Here is a 20778-nt window from a genome sequence, read left to right as displayed (position 1 = left end):
GAGTGAGGCGAAGCAAGACGAGCCCCGCACCGCCGCAGACGCGGGACACGCGGGGCAACTTCACCCCGCCGCCGCGCACAGCGGCGTCCCCCGCCGATGTGCAGGGCATGGAACCGCCGGCGCCCTCCGGCGGCAGAATGTCCCCGCGCAACTGGCGCGTGCCGACCCGCCTGAACGCGATCCTCCTCATACCCGTGCTCGTCGGCCTCGTCATGGGCGGCTTCCAGGTCAAGGGCTCGATCGACACCTGGAACGAGGCCCAGGACGCCGAGAACACGGCCCGCCTCGTGCAGGCCTCCCTGAACTACGGCAACCGCCTCATCGAAGAGCGCGACATCTCCGCCGCCCCGCTGCTGCGCGGCGAGAAGAACGCCCCGGCCGTCGTGAAGGCCCGCAAGGCCACCGACAAGGCCGCCGACGAGTTCGACGCCGCCGCCGAGAACATGCCGCAGAAGGAAGGCCTCAAGCGCCGCCTCGACGGCTTCCACAAGGTGGAGCCGGGCCTTCAGTCCCTGCGCCAGGCCGCGTACACCTCCAAGCTCCCCGGCGCGCAGACCGAAGAGGCCTACGTCGGTATCCAGCACCCCCTGATGGAGTTCGCCAACGAGCTCGGTCTGGGCACCGGAAACATCACCAGCTACGGCCGGACCGTCTACGCCATCTCACTGACCAAGGCCGCGCTCTCCCTCGAGCGCTCCATCGGCATGCACCTGCTGGTCAAGCCCGGTCCCACCGCGAGCAGCTTCGGCAAGCAGAAGGTGGCCCTCTCCTCGTACGCCTACCTCGAGGGCATCGCCATCGAGGAGTACACGGGCGGTGGCACCCCCGAGGACGTCGCCAAGCTCGAGGCCGCCAAGAAGAAGCTGAAGGCCGACGGCGAGAAGCAGGCCAAGCAGGCGGCCGCCGCCGCGAAGGCCCAGGGCAAGACGTTCGTCCCGCCGCCGTCCGCCGAGGACATGGTCTCCGCCATCGCGACGCTGCCGAGCACGCAGCCCAGCGCCCGCGTCACCCTCGCCGGCAAGGGCGTCACCAAGGAAGCCTGGTGGGCCACGACGTCCGCCAAGTTCGACGCCTACCGCACCATCGAGTCCGACCTCGCCGACAAGGCGGTGACCGAGGCGTCGGACATCGCCGCCGACGCCCAGCGCAACGCGTACATCACCGGCGCCATCGTCGTGATCGCGCTGCTCGCCGCCTTCATCCTGGCCGGGATGATGGCCCGCCAGATGTCCAAGGCGATGCGCCAGCTGCGTACGGCCGCCTTCGGCATCGCCGAGCAGCGTCTGCCGATGCTGGTCGACCAGCTCTCGCGCACCGACCCCGGACGCGTCGACACCCGCGTGCAGCCCATCCCGATCTCCTCCACGGACGAGATCGGCGAGGTCGCCCGCGCCTTCGACCAGGTGCACCGCGAGGCCGTCAGGCTCGCCGCCGAGCAGGCCCTGCTGCGAGGCAACATCAACGCGATCTTCACCAACCTCTCGCGCCGCAACCAGTCCCTGATCGAGGGCCAGCTGACCCTCATCACCGACCTGGAGAACAACGAGGCCGACCCGGACCAGCTGGAGAGCCTCTTCCGCCTGGACCACCTGGCGACCCGTATGCGACGCAACGGCGAGAACCTCCTGGTCCTCTCCGGCGAGGAGCCGGGCCGCCGCTGGGACCAGCCGGTCCCGCTGGTCGACGTCCTGCGCGCCGCCTCCTCCGAGGTGGAGCAGTACGAGCGCATCGAGCTCTCCGGCGTGCCGGAGGCCGAGATCCACGGCCTCGCCGTGACCGACCTCGTGCACCTGCTCGCCGAGCTCCTGGAGAACGCCACCACGTTCTCCTCGCCGCAGACCAAGGTCCGCGTCACCGCGACCCGTCTCCCCGACGGCCGCATCATGGTCGAGATCCACGACAAGGGCATCGGCCTCACCGCCGAGGACTTCGCGGACATCAACCACAAGCTGGCCAACCCGCCGACGGTGGACGCCGCGATCTCCCAGCGCATGGGTCTGTTCGTGGTCGGGCGGCTCTCCGACCGGCACGGCATCCGCGTCCAGCTGCGCCCCTCGGGCGAGCAGGCGGGCACGACCTCGCTGGTCATGCTGCCCGACGGGATCACGCACGGTGGCGGCGGCGAGAACCAGCTGCCGGAGTCCGAGTTCACGGTCTCCTCGATCATGCCGGAGCAGCAGGCCCCGGAGCAGCCCGCGTTCAACCACCAGCCGATGCGTACGGCGGCCGAACTGGGCTTCGACGACAGCCGGTACAACAGCGACGCCGTCGAACCCGCGGACCTCGACCCCGTCGGTCGCTCGCTGATGCGCGAGGAGCGGCGTGCCGCCCTGGAGGCGCAGGCCCAGTCCGGCGACGGCCGTCCGCTCTTCCGCGACGAGATATCCCCGCAGCAGCAGGGCTTCGAGCAGCAGGGCGGTTTTGATCCCGCGTACGACCAGCAGGCCCCGGTGTACGACGAGTACAACCAGGGCCAGGCCGCGCAGCCGGCGTACGACGACGCGTACTACCCGGCGCGTGACGGTTACCAGGACGCCCCCTATACGGAGGCCGGTCACGACGATCACGCCGCTCGTACGGGTGCTGTCTCCGAGCCGTTCGCGGCCTACCCCGACCGCTCTCACCAGGACGACTGGCCGTCGAGCGACGGATATGAGAACAACTCGGGTGCGTATCAGGCCGAGTACTCTCCGGAACCGGAATCCGGTCCGGCGGCTCCCGCGAACGGCGCCGAGCGCGTAGGCTTCGAGCGTCCCGGACCGGTCCCGTCCGCAGTCCACGACACCACCGCCGCGGGTCTTCCGCGCCGCGGATCCACCGGTGCGACGGGCAACGACAGCGCGTCGGCCCCGATGGGCGACGCGTTCGGGAACAACACCGGCGACGCCTTCGGGAACAATGTCGGCAACAGCGAGAGCAACTGGCGTTCGTCGTCCAACGACGACCGCTGGCTGCGCGCCGAGTCGCTGAAGGAGCCCAAGGCGGGTGGCGTCACCCCGTCCGGTCTCCCGAAGCGGGTGCCCAAGGCCAATCTGGTCGAGGGCACGGCGGAACAGACCCCACAGGGCGGCCCTCAGGTCTCCCGCGACCCCGAGGACGTTCGGGGTCGGCTGAGCAACCTGCGCCGCGGCGTCCAGCGGGGACGCAGCGCAGGCAGTGACACCACGAATGGCCAGGACACCGGTAATCACCGCGGTGGACCTGACAGCACCTACAACCAGGAGCGTTAGTGTGAGCCCGATGAGCCAGGCGGCGCAGAACCTGAACTGGTTGATCACCAACTTCGTGGACAACACCCCTGGGGTGTCCCACACGGTGGTGGTCTCCGCCGACGGACTCCTTCTGGCGATGTCCGAAGGCTTCCCCCGCGACCGGGCCGACCAGCTCGCGGCCGTCGCATCCGGTCTGACCTCCCTCACCGCCGGGGCCTCCCGGATCTTCGAGGGCGGTTCCGTGACCCAGACCGTTGTGGAGATGGAGCGAGGATTTCTCTTCCTTATGTCCATCTCTGACGGCTCCTCGCTGGCCGTCCTCGCCCACCCGGATGCGGACATCGGTCTCATTGGGTACGAGATGGCACTTCTTGTCGACCGTGCCGGGACCGTGCTCACGCCCGACCTGCGTGCGGAGCTGCAGGGGAGCCTTCTCAACTAGTAGACGTACGGTGCGTTTTCGCGTCCCGTGCCCGTAAGGTTTCGGGACGCGGCTCCAGAATGATGGTGCCCGGCACAGTCGGAGGAGGAGTACGTGGCAGGCTCAGGAACACCCCCGGACGGTTCGTCATCGGCCAACTGGTCGCCTGGTCACGGCCAGGGGCAGGGACCGCACGACGGGGCGCCCAACCGTTACAACTTCCCCTCCGCGCCCAGCCAGCACCGCAGGCCCTACCAGCAGCCGCAGCAGCCGGGCCCCCGCCAGAGCCCGTACGAGCAGCCTCACACCCCCAGGATCCAGCCAGTGCAACCACAGCGACGCGCGCCCGAGTCGGCGCCCGCTGCGAGCAACCCCCTGGTGCGCCCGTACGCCATGACGGGCGGCCGCACCAGGCCCCGGTACCAGCTCGCCATCGAGGCGCTGGTGCACACCACCGCCCAACCGCATCAGTTGCAGGGCCAGTTGCCCGAGCATCAGCGAATCTGCAATCTGTGCCGCGAGATCAAGTCAGTCGCTGAGATCTCGGCACTTCTCACCATTCCTCTCGGCGTCGCCCGGATCCTCGTAGCCGACCTGGCGGAGGCCGGACTTGTCGCCATCCATCAGCCTGGCGGCGACGAGTCCGCCGGCGGCCAGCCAGACGTGACACTGCTCGAAAGGGTGCTCAGTGGACTTCGCAAGCTCTAGCGGCGGAGCAACAGCTCGCTCCACCACCTCCGCGAAGATCGTGGTGGCGGGCGGCTTCGGCGTGGGCAAGACCACGTTCGTCGGGGCGGTCTCTGAGATCAACCCGCTGCGCACCGAGGCCGTCATGACGTCCGCCTCCGCGGGCATCGACGACCTCACCCACACCGGGGACAAGACCACCACCACGGTGGCCATGGACTTCGGCCGCATCACCCTGGACCAGGACCTGATCCTGTACCTCTTCGGTACGCCGGGTCAGGACCGCTTCTGGTTCATGTGGGACGACCTCGTACGCGGCGCCATCGGCGCGGTGGTCCTGGTCGACACGAGGAGGCTCGCCGACTGCTTCCCCGCCGTCGACTACTTCGAGAACTCCGGCCTGCCCTTCGTCATCGCCCTCAACGGCTTCGACGGCCACCAGCCGTACACGCCGGACGAGGTGCGCGAGGCGCTGCAGATCGGCCCGGACACCCCGATCATCACGACGGACGCACGGCATCGCGCCGACGCGAAGAGCGCGCTGATCACGCTCGTGGAGCACGCGTTGATGGCGCGCCTGCGCTAGCGGTCCTCGCCTGTACGTGGACGGGCCCCGCACCCTCAGGTGGGTGCGGGGCCCTTCGCGTACCCGTCTCCGGGCGGCGCGACGTCGTGGCAGCGCGAAGGCCCCGGTACTCCGTGGAGTACCGGGGCCTTCGCGGTGTGCCGTCGGGCGGCTGGGGCTCAGCCCTGCCAGCTGTGCGGGGCACGGAAGCCGGGGGTGCGCTCCAGGCGGCGCCAGCCGGCCTTGTCGCGGCCTCGGCGGGGCGTGGGGGCCTGCGCGGTGGCGGCGGCGCTACGGGCCAGCAGGATCGCCGTGATGGCGGCGACCTCCTCGGGCTCGGCGTGGCCCTTCTCGACGCGGATGTCGGGAGTGTTCATGTGCAGCGTTCTCCTTGTGGGCTACTGCAGGATTACTGCGGGGGGTTGCCGTGCTTGCGCGACGGCAGGTCTGCGTGCTTGTTGCGGAGCATCGCGAGGGAGCTGATGAGCACCTCGCGGGTGGCGGCGGGGTCGATCACGTCGTCGACCAGGCCGCGCTCGGCCGCGTAGTAGGGGTGCATGAGCTCGGCCTTGTACTCCTTGACCATCTTCTGCCGCATGGCCTCGGGGTCCTCGGCCGCCGCGATCTGCCGGCGGAAGATGACGTTGGCGGCGCCCTCGGCGCCCATCACCGCGATCTCGTTGGTGGGCCAGGCGTAGGTCAGGTCGGCGCCGATGGACTGGGAGTCCATGACGATGTACGCGCCGCCGTAGGCCTTGCGCAGGATCAGCGAGATGCGCGGCACGGTGGCGTTGCAGTACGCGTACAGGAGCTTGGCGCCGTGCCGGATGATCCCGCCGTGCTCCTGGTCGACGCCCGGCAGGAAGCCGGGGACGTCCAGGAGGGTCACGATCGGGATGTTGAAGGCGTCGCACATCTGGACGAAGCGGGCCGCCTTCTCGGAGGCCTCGATGTCCAGGACACCGGCCAGCGACTGCGGCTGGTTGGCGACGATGCCGACGACCTTGCCGTCCAGGCGGGCCAGGGCGCAGATGATGTTGCGCGCCCAGCGCTCGTGGACCTCCAGGAAGTCGCCGTCGTCGACGAGCTCCTCGATGACCTTGGCCATGTCGTACGGACGGTTGCCGTCGGCCGGGACCAGGTCGAGCAGGACGTCCGAGCGGCGGTCCGCCGGGTCGTCCGAGTCGTGGGTGGGCGGGTTCTCGCGGTTGTTCGAGGGCAGCATCGCGATGAGGTAGCGGACCTCGGCGAGGCAGGTCTCCTCGTCGTCGTACGCGAAGTGGCAGACGCCGCTCGTCTCGGCGTGGACGTCCGCGCCGCCGAGGCCGTTCTGCGTGATCTCCTCGCCGGTCACGGCGCGGACCACGTCGGGTCCGGTGATGAACATCTGCGAGGTCTCGCGGACCATGAAGACGAAGTCGGTCAGGGCCGGGCTGTAGGCCGCTCCCCCGGCGCACGGGCCGAGCATCACCGAGATCTGCGGGATGACGCCCGAGGCCTTGGTGTTGCGCTGGAAGATGCCGCCGTATCCGGCGAGCGCCGAGACGCCCTCCTGGATACGGGCGCCCGCGCCGTCGTTCAGGGAGACCAGCGGGGCACCGGCCGCGATGGCCATGTCCATGATCTTGTGGATCTTCGTGGCGTGGGCCTCGCCAAGGGCGCCGCCGAAGATGCGGAAGTCGTGGGCGTACACGAAGACCGTGCGGCCCTCGACCGTGCCCCAGCCGGTGATGACACCGTCGGTGTACGGCTTCTTCGCCTCCAGGCCGAATCCGGTCGCCCGGTGCCGGCGCAACTGCTCGACCTCCTGGAACGACCCCGCGTCCAGAAGCAGCTCGATCCGCTCGCGTGCGGTCAGCTTGCCCTTGGCGTGCTGGGCCTTCGTCGCCTTCTCGCTGGGGCCGCGCAGCGCCTCGGCACGGATCGCGTGCAGCTCGGCCACGCGGCCGCGTGCGTCGGTGGGCTCGCCTTCGGGAGAAGAAGCGGTGTCGTCCAAAACGGTCATGTAGTGACCTTACGAAGTGCACCTGGAGAAACGGACCGTCGACTCTGCACAGTCTCCGGCCCGTTTTCCTGGCACCCCCGAACAGAAGCCCTTCGCTGTGCGCGCGAAGTGACTGCTCAGGGCTGTCTGCGGCTGTAGGGATTCCACAAAGGGGTGCGTGAGAGACAGCTCACAGGTCGGCGGCCGGGTGAGCACCGTGCGCCACCGGTCGAGCACGTTCCGCCATAGGTTGAATGTTGAACTGAATCGCGCTACAGTCAATCTCGTTGAACATTCAATAGATACGTCCCCCGTAGCTCGCAGCTCGGGCCTCCCGCCCGCAGCTCGTCCCCAAGGAGCAGTCATGGGTCTCTTCGGCCGCAAGAACGAAACCGCCACCTCGTCCGCTTCCTCCTCCGCCACCGCCACGGCCGTTGCCCCGGTCACCCCGGAGCTGGCCGCCCTGACCGGCGACTACACGATCGACCCCTCGCACACGTCGATCGGCTTCGTCGCCCGCCACGCCATGGTCACGAACGTCAAGGGTTCCTTCACCGACGTCGCCGGCGCGCTGCACCTGGACGGTACGGACCCGGGCCAGTCGACGGCCTCCATCGACGTGCAGATGGGGAGCATCGACACCGGCAGCGCCGACCGTGACGGTCACCTGAAGAGCGCGGACTTCTTCAAGACCGACGAGTTCCCCGAGATGACCTTCCGCTCCACCAAGGCGGAGGCGCTGGGCGGCGACGACTACCGCATCACCGGTGACCTGACGATTCTCGGCACCACGAAGGAGCTCGCCATCGACCTGGAGTTCAACGGCTCGGCCACGGACCCCTTCGGCAACGAGCGCGTCGGCTTCGAGGGCAAGGCGGAGATCCTGCGCTCGGACTGGGGCCTTACGTGGAACGCGGCGCTGGAGACGGGCGGGGTGCTGGTCTCCGACAAGATCAAGCTGCGCTTCGACATCTCCGCGATTCGTTCTGGCTCCTGAGCCCTGGGCGCCGTTCTGCCCCGCCGCTTCGCGACGGATGCTTGCCCACCCACCCACCCACCCGATCACCCTGCATCAGGGTGGGGTGGGTGGGTTTGTTCGTTTCGCGTGCGCGTTGGCCGCCGGGCTGGTGGCACGCGGCGGCTGAGCGGCGGCATTCGCCGGAAGGTCCTAGAGGTGGGCCGCGTCCGTGTGGGTCAGGATCGCCTTGGCGAGGGGGCCCTGGACCGCCGGGGGCAGCGCGTGGCCCATGCCCGCGATCTCCACCACGCGCGCGCTCCCGCCACCGATGACCTGCGCCAGGTGCTGGGGGTGCGGGGGCGGGAACACCGGCTCGGCGGGGGCGGAGACGACGAGCGTGGGGACGTTCGTGCCGGCCAGTTCGTCGGTGCGGAGCATGTGGGAGTCGTCGGCGCGGGCATGGGCGGTCGAGGCGACGTGGGTCCCGGCGTGCTCGATGATCCGGCGCTCCAGGTCACGGAAGTACGCGTCGTCCACGTCGAGTTGGCGGCCGTTCAGGACGCGCCAGTGCTCCACCCTGCGGTCGAGCTCGGCCTCGACCCCCGTGTCCTGGACCGGCCGGGACCACATCTCCAGGACTTCCGGCGCGATGCCGGGGAGTTCACCCACGGGCACCCGGGTCCCGTCCGGTGCCACGTACGGGGTCTCGCTGAGCGCGCAGGTGCCGATGAGCGTGGCGCTGAGGACGCGCTCGGGGTGGTCGGCGAGGACCAGCTGGGTCAGCATGCCACCGAGGGACATGCCCACCACATGCGCACGCTCCACTCCCCAGCCGTCCAGGACGGCCACGGCATCCCGCGCCAAGTCGGTGACGGGATAAGGGCGTTCGTCGAAGGCGGCGGTGGAGCGCCCCGTGTCCCGGTGGTCGTAGCGGATGACTTGGTGCCGGTCGGCGAGTGCGTCGACCAGGGCGTCGGGCCAGCCGAGTCCGGAGGCCTGGGCGCCCATGATCAGGAGCAGCGCGGGGGCGTCGGGCGCACCACGCCGCTCCGTCCACAGGCGGATGCCGGGGGCCGCTTCGACGTACTGCTGCTGTGGCCGCATGGGGTGACCTTCCGTAGCAACGAGGGGTTCAACAAGACGGTACGATACGTATCGTCTCGTGAAGCCTTCGTGCCGTCAACCCGCTAGAAACCGCCACCACCGAAGTCGCCGCCACCCCCGCCGTAGTCCCCGCCCCCGAAGCCACCCCCGTAATCGCCGGGGTCGAAGTCCGAGCCCGAGTAGTCCCCGCCCTCGTACCCGGCGCCCGCGCCGCCGAAGTCGCCGTAACCCCCGCCGTAGTCCGCCGCGTACGCCGGGCTCGCCATCATTCCGCCCAGCATCGTGCCGACCAGCAGGCCCGGCAGCATGCCGCCGCCGAAGTAGCCGCCGGCCCAGGGTCCGTAGGCCGGGCCCGCCTCCCAGTACGGGCGCCGCTCCCCCGACTCCGTGACCACCGTCCGGGACATCGGCTCCTCGCCGTCCGCGAGGCGCGTCGCGTCCGCCAGGCACACCGGAACCGTCCGCTCGGCGCCGCCCTGCGGCGCCCAGGGGGCGTCCTTGACGGAAGGGCCGTGCCGCGGGTCGAAGAAGCAGGGGGCGCGCCGCTCCGGCAGCGGGCGGCCCTCCCGTCGTGCGGTGAGCAGGGCGAGCGAGAAGCGGCCGTCCTCCAGGGACTGGGTGACGGCCCGCACCTCTTCGGGACGCCGCGCCGCCGCCATGAACGACTTCGCCTTCTCGTACGAGTCGAGGGACCGTTCGTAGTCCGTGCGCATCGCGTCGTCCGCTCCCGCCTCGGCGGGGTGGAAGTCGAGCCGGTCCAGCTCCTCGCCGTACGCCGTGATGTCCTCGTCCACCACGACCCGCAGCTTCTCCAGCGCGACACGCTGCTCCTCGGCCTTGCGCCGCCGGTTGCGCCGGACCACCGCGTACGTGGCGCCGCCGCCCGCGACGAGCACCGCACCGACGCCGATCAGCGCGCCGACGGGGGTGCCGCTGTCGGAGCCGCCGGCGTCCCACGAAGCCGGCGCGGAGCCACGGGCGTCCTTCACCGCCTGGTCGACGAAGTCGTTGAGCTGGGTCTTGGTGTCGCCCTCGTCCCCGTACGTCGTGACGAGGTTCGACACGGCCGCGTTGCTCAGCACCGCCCGGTCGGCCTTCGCGTCGAACGCGTCGCCCAGCCGGACCCCGTACACACCCGTCACGCCGGTCTCGGTACGCAGCTTCTGGAAGAGGTCCTGCTTGGGGAAGTCCGCGGGCAGCACCGCCACGAACACCGGCTTGTCGGCGTCCTTGATCTTCTCCGCGATGGCATCCGCGTCGGCCCCGGACAGCTGGTCCGAGGCGGCCGGATCCACGTACACCGGGCTCTTCTCCCAGGCGTCGGCCACGGCCGGGACACTGGTGGCGGCCGCGGCCCCGGGCGCCGCCGTGAACGACACGGCACCCAGGGACAGGAGCATCCCGGACAGTGCGAGGAATATTCGCTTCGTCCCATTGCTCATACTTCGAAGCTAACCCAGTCGGGCGGGCTACGGCGGTCCTGAGCCGAACCAGTTTTCTATTCGACGGGCTCGACGCCCGCCCGCAGCAGACCGAAGGTGTACGCGTCCTCCAGGGCCTGCCACGACGCCGCGATCACGTTCTCCGCCACGCCCACCGTCGACCACTCGCCGTCACCGTCGCTGGTCGAGATCAGCACCCGGGTCGTGGACGACGTGCCGTGCTTGCCCTCCAGGATGCGGACCTTGTAGTCGACCAGCTCCATCTTGGCGAGCTGGGGGTAGATCCGTTCGAGGCCGACGCGGAGCGACCGGTCGAGGGCGTTGACCGGCCCGTTTCCCTCCGCCGTGGCGACGATGCGCTCGCCCTTGGCCCACAGCTTCACGGTCGCCTCGTTCGCGTGCGTGCCGTCGGGCCGGTCCTCGACGATGGCCCGCCAGGACTCGACGCGGAAGTAGCGGCGCGCCCGGCCCTCGACCTCCTCGCGGAGCAGCAGCTCGAAAGACGCGTCGGCGGCCTCGTACGTGTAGCCGCTGAGCTCACGCTCCTTGACCCGCTCCACGACCCGGCCCACCAGCTCCCGGTCGTCGCCCAGGTCGATCCCGAGCTCCTTGCCCTTGAGCTCGATGGAGGCGCGCCCCGCCATGTCCGAGACCAGCATCCGGATGCGGTTGCCCACCAGGTCCGGGTCGATGTGCTGGTAGAGGTCCGGGTCGACCTTGATCGCGGAGGCGTGCAGGCCCGCCTTGTGGGCGAAGGCCGATACGCCCACGTACGGCTGGTGGGTGGAGGGGGTGAGGTTCACGACCTCGGCGATGGCGTGCGAGACGCGTGTCATCTCGCGCAGCGCGCCCTCGGGCAGGACCTGCTTGCCGTACTTGAGCTCCAGGGCGCCGACGACGGGGAAGAGGTTGGCGTTGCCGACCCGCTCGCCGTAGCCGTTGGCGGTGCACTGCACGTGGGTGGCACCGGCGTCGACGGCGGCGAGGGTGTTGGCGACCGCGCACCCCGTGTCGTCCTGCGCGTGGATGCCGAGACGGGCGCCGGTGTCGGCGATGACGGTGCCGACGATGGCCTTGACCTGCGCGGGGAGCATGCCGCCGTTGGTGTCGCAGAGGACGACGACGTCGGCGCCCGCCTCACAGGCCGTACGGACGACGGCTTTCGCGTACGCGGGGTTGGCGCGGTAGCCGTCGAAGAAGTGCTCGCAGTCGACGAAGACGCGCCGCCCCTGGTCGCGGAGGTAGGAGACGGTGTCGCGCACCATCTCCAGGTTCTCCTCCAGGGTGGTGCGCAGGGCGAGTTCGACGTGCCGGTCATGGGCTTTGGCGACGAGCGTGATGACCGGGGCGCCGGACTCGAGCAGGGCGTTGACCTGCGGGTCCGTGGCCGCCGAACCACCGGCGCGGCGTGTGGCGCCGAAGGCGACGAGCTGGGCGTGCCGGAAGGTGATCTCTTGCGATGCGCGGGCGAAGAACTCGGTGTCGCGGGGGTTGGCGCCCGGCCAGCCGCCCTCGATGAAGCCCACGCCGAAGTCGTCCAGGTGCCGGGCGATGGTCAGCTTGTCCGCGACGGTCAGGTTGATTCCCTCACGCTGCGCGCCGTCGCGCAGCGTGGTGTCAAAGACGTGGAACGCATCGTCGGGTGTGCTGGTTTCCGTCATGCTGATCTGGCTCCTGTGTCGGATCTCGGTCTACCGGAATGACCGGCTCCACCGCCTCAATGATCCCCCGCGCTCCGCGTCCGGCTGATGTTGGGCCAGGAAACGAAAAAACCCCTCGTGGGTACGAGAGGTTTGCGCGCGGGTCTGAGAGACGACGGTGTCCGCCCGTACATGGTGGTACGAGACGGTCACTGCGGACCGGCGCGCCTGCTGCCAATAATCATGGCGAACGAGAGCACGGTGGCAGCCTGCCACAGCCCGCACACACCGCGCTGCCCCGTCTCACGATGCGGGCATACGTGGACGCCATGGGACACCTGGATGCGGGCGACGCGTGGGACGCGCCGCCCGCATGGCGATGAGGCGTCAGCGCAGGTGACGCACGAAGGTGTCGTCGCCGTCGTTGGTGTCGCCGCTCAGCAAGGTCGCGTCGCCGCTGAGGAACGCGATGCGACGTGCGTCCGCCGAGATGCCGCCGGGAGCGACCTGCGCCGAGGCCGCGCCGCCCGTGGTGTCCGGCGTGACGAGCGTGGTGCTGCCCTTCTTCAGGTCCCGCAGGTAGACGGGCCACTCCTTGCCGTACTCGGAGCCGGCCTCGGTGAGCTCCGACATGAACGTCAGATGGCGGCCGTCGGCGCTGATGGCGGGCGAGCGGGTGTAGGCCTGGCCGGGGCCGCCCTGGGTGCCGTGGATGCGCTGGTTCTTGCCCGACGCGAGGTCGTGCACGAAGACGTTCCAGGCGCCGTCGTCGTCGTTCGGGACGAGGTGGGTGTCACGGGACTCGAAGACGACGGTGCGGCCGTCTCCGCTGATGGACGGGGCGAGGGACTCCTTCTCGGTCTTGGAGCCGTCGTGGGAACGGTCGGCCTGCGTCACCTCGCCCGTCCCGCGGTCGCGCACCCAGAGGTCGCTCCAGTCGTCCCCGCGCGGGCCGTTGACGAACGAGGTCGCGTAGGCGACGCGACGGCCGTCGTCACTGACGGTCGGCGAGTGGGCGTTGCGCTCCCCGTCGCCGCCCGTGTACGGGTGGCTGACCTTCTCGGTGACCCCGGTCTTCCGGTCGCGCAGGAAGACCGCCGTACCGTCGAACTGCGGGCCGTCCGTGCTGAACACGGCGTAGCGGCCGTTCGCGCTCAGGGACACGCTGCCCGCGCTGTCCCCGGGATAGCCGTCGGGCAGCTCGACGTCGAGGCGCTCGAACTTCTTGGTCCTGCGGTCGTAGAGCCGGACGTCGGACACCGAGTAGGCGTCCGCGGGGCTGGTGATCATGGCGACGTAACGCCCGTCGGCGCTCAGCGAGGGGCTCCTGACGTCACGTCCTTGCAGGGCGATCCGCTCGGTCTTCCGGGTGCTCAGATCGCGTACGAAGATGTCGTTCAGGCCGTTGGTGTCGCCCGCCGCCAGGTCGGTGGCGGCGGAGTCGAAGGCGGCGTACCTGCCGTTCCGGCTGATCACGGCCCCCGCCGAGCGGTCACCGGCGGCCTTGCCCTCGGCCGTGACGCTGACGCCCTCGGTGCGGGGCGCGTCGGCGGCGGGCGCGGCGAAGGCGGCGGGCAATGTCGTGGCGGTGACCGCCGCGACGAGTGCGGCGGCGGCCAGGGCGGCGCGGCGCTTGGTGCTGTGCATGGTCAATTCCCCCGTGGTTGCTCAGAGTTCCGTGCGGACGGACTTCCTCGGTTCGGTGCGTGCGAGGTCGGCGCCGGACCGCACCGAGGGCCCACGGGGATACAAGCGCACCACCAGGAAACACACAATCCGCAGAAATGCGTACAACCTAGACGGGGGTCTCCGGGTCCCGCGTGCCTGAGCCGAGCGCTCCGTCCAGGAACTCCCTGACGTGGGCCAGGATCTGGTCACGTCCCGTGCCGCGCAGCCCGATCGCCACATGGATGGAGAATCCGTCGAGCAGCGCCCGCAGCCGGGCAGCGAAGCGGTCGGGGTCGAAGGCGTGGAACTCGCCCCGTGACACGCCTTCGGCGAGCAGCGCCACCAGGTCACGGTGCCAGGCGCTCTCGATGGCGACCTGGCGGTCACGCTCGTCCTCGTCGGCGTTCAGGGAGCGGTTCCAGACCTCCAGCCAGAGCGTCCAGTGGGGGTCGCCGGGGGCGTCGGGGACGTACAGGTCGACGTACGCGTCGAGCCGCTCGCGGGCCGTGCCCTGCCGGGCGAGCAGCCGGCCGCGCTCGGCGCCGAGCGCGGCTTCGCTCCACTCCAGGGTGCGCAGGAGCAGCTCGTCCTTGGTGCGGAAGTAGTAGAGGAGGTGGCCGCTGCTCATGCCGACCTCGCGGCCGAGCGCGGCCATGGTCAGCTTCTCCAGGCCGCGCTCGGCGATCATCTCCATGGCTGCGGCAAGCACGTCCTCGCGCGGTGGTGCGTTCTTCCGGCGTGCGGCCTCGGCCACGGGGACTCCTGCGCTAGATCTTGGGCTGCTGCTGGGTGATGCAGTGGATGCCACCACCCCCGGCAAAGATCGTACGGGCGTCCACGAGCGTCACGGTCCGCTCCGGGAAGAGCCGGCGGAAGATGCCTGCCGCGATCTCGTCGCGCGGGTCGTCGAAGGAGCACAGGACGACGCCGCCGTTGCAGAGGTAGTGGTTGATGTAGGAGTAGTCGACCCAGCCCTCGTCGTCGGCCAGGACGGTCGGCGCCGGCACCTCGACGATCTGCAGGGCGCGGCCCCGGGCGTCGGTCTGCCCCCGAAGGACCCCGATGATCTCCTTGCTGACCTCGAAGTCCGGGTGGGCGGGGTCCTGTTGCGAGTGGACGAGGACGATGCCGGGCGCGGCGAAGGCGGCGACGATGTCGACGTGCCCCCGGGTGCCGAACTGGCCGTAGTCACCGGTCAGGCCGCGCGGCAGCCAGATCGCCTTGTGCGTGCCGATGCGGGCGTGGATGGCCTCCTCGGCCTGCTCGCGGGTCAGGCCGGGGTTGCGTCCCGGGTCGAGCTGGACGGTGTCGGTCAGCAGGACCGTGCCCTCGCCGTCGACGTGGATGCCGCCGCCTTCGTTGACCAGGGGCGAGGAGTGGACGGGTACGCCCGCGATGTCGGCGACGTGCCGGGCGATCTTCGCGTCGTGCTCCCAGCGGGCCCAGTCCTGGCCGCCCCAGCCGTTGAAGATCCAGTCCACGGCGGCCAGTTGATCGCCGTCACGGACGAAGGTGGGGCCGATGTCCCGCATCCACGCGTCGTCGAGATCGCGCTCGACCAGCTCGATGTCGGGGCCGAGGAGCGCGCGGGCCGACGCGCTCTGCCCGGTCCCGACGACCATCGTGACGGGCTCGAAGCGGCGTACGGCACGGGCGACGGCAGCCCAGGCGGCCCGCCCCTCGGCGAGCTCGCGCTCGTCCGTGAAGGTGGGGTTGGGGCCCGGCCAGGCCATCCAGGTGCGCTCGTGCGGGGCCCACTCGGCGGGCATGCGGAAGGTCATGGTGATCCCTATGGAAGGACTTCAAGGAGGACTGGCGGCGGGAACTACAGGAAGTAGAGGCGGTTGAGGGAGACGGAGTCGGCGGGCTCGGACCGGACCGGGTCGCCGTCGAGCGTGACCAGGCCTGAGCGCTGGTCGACGTCGATGGAGCCGGTGCGGGAGTTGAGGCGCAGGTCGGCGGGCCCGATGCCACGGGTGCCGCGCACCGCGACGCGGCGCCGCCGGGTCGGCATCGTGTCGTTGCCCTGGTCGACGGCCGCCTGGGCGACGAAGGCCACCGAGATGTCGGCGGGCGTCGAGCCGTACGCGCCGAACTGCGGGCCGAGGACGAGGGGCTCGCAGGTGTCGGTCGCCGCGTTCGGATCACCCACGACCCCGTAGGCGGGGAAGCCGGACTTCAGGACCAACTGCGGTTTGGCACCGAAGAATTCGGGCCGCCAGAGCACGATGTCGGCCATCTTGCCGACCTCGATGGAACCGACCTCGTGGGCGAGGCCGTGGGCGATGGCGGGGTTGATGGTCAGCTTGGCCATGTACCGCAGGACGCGCGCGTTGTCGTCCCCGTCACCGTCGCCGTCCATGGGGCCGAGCTCGGCCTTCATCTTCCCGGCCATCGCGAAGGTCCTGCGTACGGTCTCGCCCGCGCGCCCCATGCCCTGCGCGTCGGACGAGGTGATGCCGATGGCGCCCAGGTCGTGCAGCACGTCCTCCGCGCCCATGGTCCCGGCGCGGATGCGGTCACGCGCCATGGCCGCGTCGCCCGGCAGATCGGTCTTCAGGTCGTGGACCGAGACGATCATGCCGTAGTGCTCGGCGACGGCGTCGCGCCCGAAGGGCAGCGTGGGGTTGGTGGAGGAGCCGATCACGTTCGGCACGCCCGCCATCTTCAGCACGTTGGGCACGTGCCCGCCGCCGCACCCCTCGATGTGGAAGGCGTGGATGGTGCGCCCCTCCAACACCTTCAGGGTGTCCTCGACGGAGAGGCACTCGTTCAACCCGTCGCTGTGCAGGGCGACTTGCACGTCATGCTCTTCGGCGACCCGCAGCGCGGTGTCGAGGGCGCGGGTGTGGGCGCCCATGTCCTCGTGCACCTTGAAGCCCGATGCCCCGCCCTCGGCGAGGGCCTCGACGAGCGGGGCGTCGTGCGAGGACGAACCCCGGCCCAGGAAGCCGATGTTGACCGGCCAGGCGTCGAAGGCGTTGAACGCGTGCTTCAGCGCCCAGGGCGAGTTGACGCCGACGCCCCACACGGGCCCGAATTCCTGACCGATGACCGTGGTGACGCCGGAGGCGAGCGAGGCCTCCATGATGCGCGGCGACAGGAGGTGTACGTGGGTGTCCACTGCTCCGGCGGTGGCGATCAGCCCCTCGCCCGAGACGATGGACGTGCCGGTGCCGACGACGACGTCGACGCCGTCCAGGGTGTCGGGGTTGCCGGCCCGCCCGATGGCGTGGATACGGCCTTCCCTGATGCCGATCGACACCTTGCGGATGCCCTGCACGGCGTCGATCACCAGCACGTTGCTGATCACGACGTCACAGGTCTCGCGGACGGCGGCGGCCTTCAGGTGCAGGCCGTCGCGGGCCGTCTTGCCGAACCCGGCGAGGAACTCCTCGCCGTACTTCTGGGAGTCGGACTCGACGCGGACCGTCAGGCCCGAGTCGCCGAGCCGGACGCGGTCGCCCGCTCGGGGGCCGTGCGTGGCGGCGTACTCGTACGGGGTGAGGCGGCGCGGTTCGGCGGGGTGGCCTCCGGGGCGGCTCATCGCTCGACCTCCTGCTCAGTCGTTTCCGGTATGCCGAGGTAGCCGCAGGCGGCGGCGCGACGCAGGGCTTCTGCGCGGGCTCCCGGCGCGTCAAGCGGCCCGTCGACCAGGCCGGCGAAGCCGATCGCGATCCGCTCGCCGCCGATCGGAAGGAGCCCGACCTCGGCGCTCTCCCCCGGCCCGAAGCGGACCGAGGACCCGGCGGGCACGGCAAGCCGCATGCCGTACGCGGCCACCCGGTCGAAGTCGAGGCGGGGGTTGGCCTCGAAGAAGTGGAAGTGCGAGGTGACGGAGACCGGCACGGTCGCGGTGTTGCGCACGGCGATCGTCGCGACGGGCGCGAGCTCCGCGTGCTCCGGCCCTGGCAGCAGCGCTCCCGGGGCCTCGCTCCCCGCGCCCGCACCACCGATCGGCTGCGCGACCACGGCGAGCCGGGACCCGTCGTCGAAGACGGCCTCCACATGCACCTCGGTCACCACATCCGCGACGCCCGGCAGGACGTCGTCGGGCCCGAGGACCGAGCGGGCCCGCTCGATCGCCTCGGCGAGCCTGGCCCCGTCGCGGGCCGCCTCGCACACCGTGTCCGCTATCAGGGCGGTCGCCTCGGGGACGTTGAGTCTGAGGCCGCGCGCCTTGCGGGCCCTGGCCAGCTCGGCGGCCCCGAAGAGCAGCAGCCGGTCGCGTTCCGTGGGGGTAAGCCGCACGCCACCACACCTCCATCGTTTGAACGACACTCTAACCACGAGATTGATGCGACGGAAACATTGACGTACGAGCTTGACTCAGGTCACATTGAGCGGCACTCAAACAGCCGTCCGGCAGCCTGTGTGCGCAGGCGGCCACGATCGAGCGTCAGGGGCACCCTCATGCCGATAGAACAGCGCGGAGTCGACACCATCCCGGACGGGGAACGCACCAGCGGTCCCCGCGATCTCATCTCGATCCTGCTCGGCTCCAACCTCTGCCTCGGGGTGATCGTCTTCGGCTGGCTGCCGGTGTCGTTCGGCCTCGGCTGGTGGGCGTCCGTCACCTCGGTGGTGGCGGGCACGGTCATCGGCACAGCCCTGACCGCACCCCTGGCCCTGGTCTCGCTCCGTACCGGCACGAACCTCTCCACCTCCTCCGGGGCCCAGTTCGGCGTGCGGGGCCGGCTGGTCGGCTCGGTGGTCGGCCTCCTGCTGTCCCTCGGCTACACCGCGCTGACCATCTGGATCGGCGGCGACGTGATGGTGGGCGTCCTGCACCGCCTGACGGGACTTCCCGCGAGCGGCCTCTCGTACGGGGTCGTGTACGCGCTCCTCGCCGCCGCCACGGTGGCGGGCGCGGTCTACGGCTACCGGGTGCTGCTGCGCCTCTCGCGCGTCCTCGCGGTCGGCATGACGGCGCTCCTGATCCTCGGGACGGTGGCCTACGCCCCCGACTTCACGACATCGGCACTCCCCGACGCGGGCGGGTACCTCCTCGGCTCGTTCTGGCCGACGTGGCTCCTCGCGCTCGTGGCGGCGGGCCTGAGCGGCCCGATCGCGTTCATCACGCTCCTTGGCGACTACACGCGCTACGTCTCCCCCGCCCGCCACAGCTCCCGCACAGTGTTGCGGGCGTCGTGGATCGGCCTGCTCGCCGGGCTGCTCGTCCCCCAGCTCTTCGGCACGTTCACGGCGTACGCGGCGGGGGCGGCGCTCGACTACGCCGGGCCGCTGGTCTCGGCGGCCCCCGGCTGGTACCTGATCCCGCTGCTCCTGGCCGCTTCCGCGGGTTCCGTCGGCAACGCGGGCCTGATGCTGTACTCGATGGGCCTGGACCTCGACGCGATCCTGCCGCGGGCTTCGCGGGCCCGCGCGACGTACACCGTGGCGGTGGTCGCCACGGGGTGCGTGTTCGTGGGGCACTACGCCTGGGAGGCGCAGGACGCGATGACGTCCTTCGTCCTCCTCCTCACCGCCGTCGGCACGCCGTGGGCGGTGATCACCCTGATCGGCTTCGTCCGCTGCGGGGGCGTGTACGACGCGGAGGCGCTCCAGGTCTTCAACCGCCGCTCCCTGGGCGGGATCTACTGGTACCGGGCGGGGTGGAACATCCCGGCGACGGCGAGCTGGGCCCTGGGCGCGGCGGTCGGCCTCGCGGCGGTCTCGCTCCCCTCCTACGAGGGCCCGCTGCTCTCCCTCACCGGCGGCGTGGACTGCAGCTTCCTGTTGTCGGGGGTGGTGGGCGGCCTCGCCTACGTGGCCCTGGAACGCAAGCCGGCACCCGAGCCCGCGGCCCAGAGCGGCCCCACGGTCAGCGTGCCGGCCCCGTAACGCCGCGCCGCGCCCGACAACGCGAAGGGCCGGGCCCGGGAGATCCACTCCCGGGCCCGGCCGCCCACGTGCAGAAGCAGGCCAAGGGCCGAGCCCTCAGCCGAGGTCGTGCATCCAGCCGTGGCGGTCCTCCGCCGTGCCGCGCTGGACGTCGAGCAGCGCCTCGCGCAGCTTCATCGTCACCGGGCCCGGCTCGCCGCCGCTCTGGGTCCACTCGCCCGAACGGCACTTGACCGTGCCCACGGGAGTGATGACCGCCGCGGTGCCGCACGCGAAGACCTCCGTGAGCGTGCCCTCGGAGGTGTCCGCCTGCCACTGGTCGATCGAGACGCGCGACTCCTCCGACGTGTAGCCGAGGTCCTTGGCGACCGTGAGCAGCGAGTCCCGGGTGATGCCCGCGAGCAGCGAGCCGGTCAGGGTCGGCGTGACGATCTTGTCCCCGTACACGAAGTACAGGTTCATGCCGCCGAGCTCCTCGACCCACTTGTGCTCCACGGCGTCCAGGTAGGCGACCTGGTCGCAGCCCTTCTCCGCGGCCTCGGCCTGCGCGAGCAGGGACGCCGCGTAGTTGCCGCCGGTCTTGGCGTCGCCCACGCCACCGGGGACGGCGCGCACGCGGTCCTCCGACAGCCAGATGGAGACGGGCTTGACGCCACCGGGGAAGTACGCGCCCGCGGGCGAGGCGATGACGATGAAGAGGTACTCGTTGGCCGGCTTCACGCCCAGGCCGACCTCACTGGCGATCATGAAGGGCCGCAGGTACAGCGACTCCTCGCCGCCGTGCGCCGGCACCCACGCCTTGTCCGCCTTCACCAGCGCGTCGCACGCCTCGATGAACGTCTCGACCGGCAGTTCCGGCATCGCGAGCCGCCGCGCCGACCGCTGGAAGCGCTCCGCGTTGGCGTCCGGGCGGAAGGAGGCCACCGAGCCGTCGGGCTGGCGGTACGCCTTCAGGCCCTCGAAGATCTCCTGCGCGTAATGCAGGACGTTGGTCGCCGGGTCGAGGGACAGCGGGCCGTACGGCACGAGCTGGCCGTCGTGCCAGCCGCGCCCCTCCGTCCACTTGATCGTCACCATGTGGTCGGTGAAGTGGCGGCCGAACCCGGGGTTGGCCAGGATCGCCTCGCGCTCCGCCTTGGACAGCGGGTTCGAGGTGGGCTTCAGCTCGATCGTGGGTGTCGGCGTCGTCGTCATGAGTACTAGTCCTTCACGGTGTGATGGTGACGGACCGCGCTCACGCCAGTACTTCTCGT

17 protein-coding genes are annotated in these 20778 nt (G+C 70.5%); 6 read left to right on the top strand and 11 right to left on the bottom strand.

What is annotated here, in order from left to right; translation table 11 throughout:
• The first annotated feature begins 2 nt into the window (after positions 1-2).
• From ACWGIH_RS26110 to ACWGIH_RS26095, 4 genes are all read left to right on the top strand, one after another.
• The gene (locus ACWGIH_RS26110; protein WP_453443667.1) at positions 3-3230 is read left to right on the top strand and encodes a nitrate- and nitrite sensing domain-containing protein; all 3228 of its coding nucleotides are present in this window, start codon (positions 3-5) and stop codon (positions 3228-3230) included.
• 10 nt (positions 3231-3240) lie between these two features.
• Entirely contained in the window at positions 3241-3654 is a 414-nt protein-coding gene (locus tag ACWGIH_RS26105) for a roadblock/LC7 domain-containing protein (protein WP_135330751.1), read from the top strand.
• A 93-nt stretch (positions 3655-3747) separates the two neighbouring features.
• Positions 3748-4341 carry a DUF742 domain-containing protein gene (locus ACWGIH_RS26100; RefSeq protein ID WP_363212490.1) on the top strand — a complete coding sequence of 198 codons (594 nt, stop codon included), beginning with the start codon at positions 3748-3750 and terminating at the stop codon, positions 4339-4341.
• Positions 4322-4906 carry a GTP-binding protein gene (locus ACWGIH_RS26095; RefSeq protein ID WP_030361923.1) on the top strand — a complete coding sequence of 195 codons (585 nt, stop codon included), beginning with the start codon at positions 4322-4324 and terminating at the stop codon, positions 4904-4906. Before ACWGIH_RS26100 ends, ACWGIH_RS26095 begins: the two co-directional genes overlap by 20 nt.
• 158 nt (positions 4907-5064) lie before the next feature.
• On the opposite strand, the gene ACWGIH_RS26090 is transcribed toward ACWGIH_RS26095, so the two are convergent.
• On the bottom strand, positions 5065-5262 hold the full coding sequence (locus ACWGIH_RS26090) for an acyl-CoA carboxylase subunit epsilon (protein ID WP_451216329.1): 198 nt from the start codon (positions 5260-5262) through the stop codon (positions 5065-5067).
• A 32-nt stretch (positions 5263-5294) separates the two neighbouring features.
• The gene (locus tag ACWGIH_RS26085; RefSeq protein WP_451216326.1) at positions 5295-6890 is read right to left on the bottom strand and encodes an acyl-CoA carboxylase subunit beta; all 1596 of its coding nucleotides are present in this window, start codon (positions 6888-6890) and stop codon (positions 5295-5297) included.
• A 343-nt stretch (positions 6891-7233) separates the two neighbouring features.
• On the opposite strand from ACWGIH_RS26085, the gene ACWGIH_RS26080 reads away from it, so the two are divergent.
• Complete coding sequence (locus tag ACWGIH_RS26080; RefSeq protein ID WP_453443669.1) at positions 7234-7866, top strand: YceI family protein; 633 nt, start codon at positions 7234-7236, stop codon at positions 7864-7866.
• 171 nt (positions 7867-8037) lie between these two features.
• Here ACWGIH_RS26080 and ACWGIH_RS26075 read toward each other — a convergent pair whose 3' ends face one another.
• The 8 genes from ACWGIH_RS26075 to ureA form a co-directional block, all read right to left on the bottom strand.
• A complete protein-coding gene (locus ACWGIH_RS26075; protein ID WP_453443670.1) occupies positions 8038-8931 on the bottom strand; it encodes an alpha/beta fold hydrolase in 894 nt (297 codons plus the stop codon).
• Positions 8932-9014: 83 nt separating this feature from the next.
• Positions 9015-10373 carry a hypothetical protein gene (locus tag ACWGIH_RS26070; RefSeq protein ID WP_453443671.1) on the bottom strand — a complete coding sequence of 453 codons (1359 nt, stop codon included), beginning with the start codon at positions 10371-10373 and terminating at the stop codon, positions 9015-9017.
• A 56-nt stretch (positions 10374-10429) separates the two neighbouring features.
• The gene (cimA, locus tag ACWGIH_RS26065; RefSeq protein ID WP_453443672.1) at positions 10430-12034 is read right to left on the bottom strand and encodes a citramalate synthase; all 1605 of its coding nucleotides are present in this window, start codon (positions 12032-12034) and stop codon (positions 10430-10432) included.
• A gap of 366 nt (positions 12035-12400) precedes the next feature.
• The gene (locus ACWGIH_RS26060) at positions 12401-13660 is read right to left on the bottom strand and encodes a TolB family protein (protein ID WP_453443673.1); all 1260 of its coding nucleotides are present in this window, start codon (positions 13658-13660) and stop codon (positions 12401-12403) included.
• Positions 13661-13808: 148 nt separating this feature from the next.
• Positions 13809-14375, bottom strand: coding sequence for a TetR/AcrR family transcriptional regulator (locus tag ACWGIH_RS26055; protein WP_453443739.1), 567 nt, complete (start codon positions 14373-14375; stop codon positions 13809-13811).
• Positions 14376-14448: 73 nt separating this feature from the next.
• Positions 14449-15462, bottom strand: coding sequence for an agmatine deiminase family protein (locus ACWGIH_RS26050; protein WP_453443675.1), 1014 nt, complete (start codon positions 15460-15462; stop codon positions 14449-14451).
• Between the two features lie 44 nt (positions 15463-15506).
• Positions 15507-17228 (bottom strand): urease subunit alpha, encoded by a 1722-nt coding sequence (locus tag ACWGIH_RS26045; protein ID WP_453443677.1) that lies wholly within the window; start codon positions 17226-17228, stop codon positions 15507-15509.
• On the bottom strand, positions 17225-17932 hold the full coding sequence (ureA, locus tag ACWGIH_RS26040; RefSeq protein ID WP_453443678.1) for an urease subunit gamma: 708 nt from the start codon (positions 17930-17932) through the stop codon (positions 17225-17227). Before ureA ends, ACWGIH_RS26045 begins: the two co-directional genes overlap by 4 nt.
• 162 nt (positions 17933-18094) lie before the next feature.
• On the opposite strand from ureA, the gene ACWGIH_RS26035 reads away from it, so the two are divergent.
• A complete protein-coding gene (locus ACWGIH_RS26035) occupies positions 18095-19525 on the top strand; it encodes a cytosine permease (RefSeq protein WP_453443679.1) in 1431 nt (476 codons plus the stop codon).
• Between the two features lie 96 nt (positions 19526-19621).
• Here ACWGIH_RS26035 and ACWGIH_RS26030 read toward each other — a convergent pair whose 3' ends face one another.
• On the bottom strand, positions 19622-20719 hold the full coding sequence (locus ACWGIH_RS26030; RefSeq protein ID WP_453443681.1) for a branched-chain amino acid aminotransferase: 1098 nt from the start codon (positions 20717-20719) through the stop codon (positions 19622-19624).
• Between the last annotated feature and the right edge of the window lie 59 nt (positions 20720-20778).

The organism is Streptomyces sp. NPDC054872, assembly GCF_053610705.1.
The sequence above is the reverse complement of the archived record's forward strand: the minus strand, read 5'-3'. Positions and strand labels throughout refer to the sequence as shown.

Excerpts from the sequence above, each read along its gene's own strand:
- ACWGIH_RS26105 (WP_135330751.1), top strand. The coding sequence starts at position 3,241 with ATGAGCCAGGCGGCGCAGAACCTGAACTGGTTGATCACCAACTTCGTG.
- ACWGIH_RS26090 (WP_451216329.1), bottom strand. The coding sequence starts at position 5,262 with ATGAACACTCCCGACATCCGCGTCGAGAAGGGCCACGCCGAGCCCGAG.
- ACWGIH_RS26085 (WP_451216326.1), bottom strand. The coding sequence starts at position 6,890 with ATGACCGTTTTGGACGACACCGCTTCTTCTCCCGAAGGCGAGCCCACC.
- ACWGIH_RS26080 (WP_453443669.1), top strand. The coding sequence starts at position 7,234 with ATGGGTCTCTTCGGCCGCAAGAACGAAACCGCCACCTCGTCCGCTTCC.
- ACWGIH_RS26075 (WP_453443670.1), bottom strand. The coding sequence starts at position 8,931 with ATGCGGCCACAGCAGCAGTACGTCGAAGCGGCCCCCGGCATCCGCCTG.
- ACWGIH_RS26070 (WP_453443671.1), bottom strand. The coding sequence starts at position 10,373 with ATGAGCAATGGGACGAAGCGAATATTCCTCGCACTGTCCGGGATGCTC.
- cimA (WP_453443672.1), bottom strand. The coding sequence starts at position 12,034 with ATGACGGAAACCAGCACACCCGACGATGCGTTCCACGTCTTTGACACC.
- ACWGIH_RS26060 (WP_453443673.1), bottom strand. The coding sequence starts at position 13,660 with ATGCACAGCACCAAGCGCCGCGCCGCCCTGGCCGCCGCCGCACTCGTC.
- ACWGIH_RS26055 (WP_453443739.1), bottom strand. The coding sequence starts at position 14,375 with ATGGAGATGATCGCCGAGCGCGGCCTGGAGAAGCTGACCATGGCCGCG.
- ACWGIH_RS26050 (WP_453443675.1), bottom strand. The coding sequence starts at position 15,462 with ATGACCTTCCGCATGCCCGCCGAGTGGGCCCCGCACGAGCGCACCTGG.
- ACWGIH_RS26045 (WP_453443677.1), bottom strand. The coding sequence starts at position 17,228 with ATGAGCCGCCCCGGAGGCCACCCCGCCGAACCGCGCCGCCTCACCCCG.
- ACWGIH_RS26035 (WP_453443679.1), top strand. The coding sequence starts at position 18,095 with ATGCCGATAGAACAGCGCGGAGTCGACACCATCCCGGACGGGGAACGC.
- ACWGIH_RS26030 (WP_453443681.1), bottom strand. The coding sequence starts at position 20,719 with ATGACGACGACGCCGACACCCACGATCGAGCTGAAGCCCACCTCGAAC.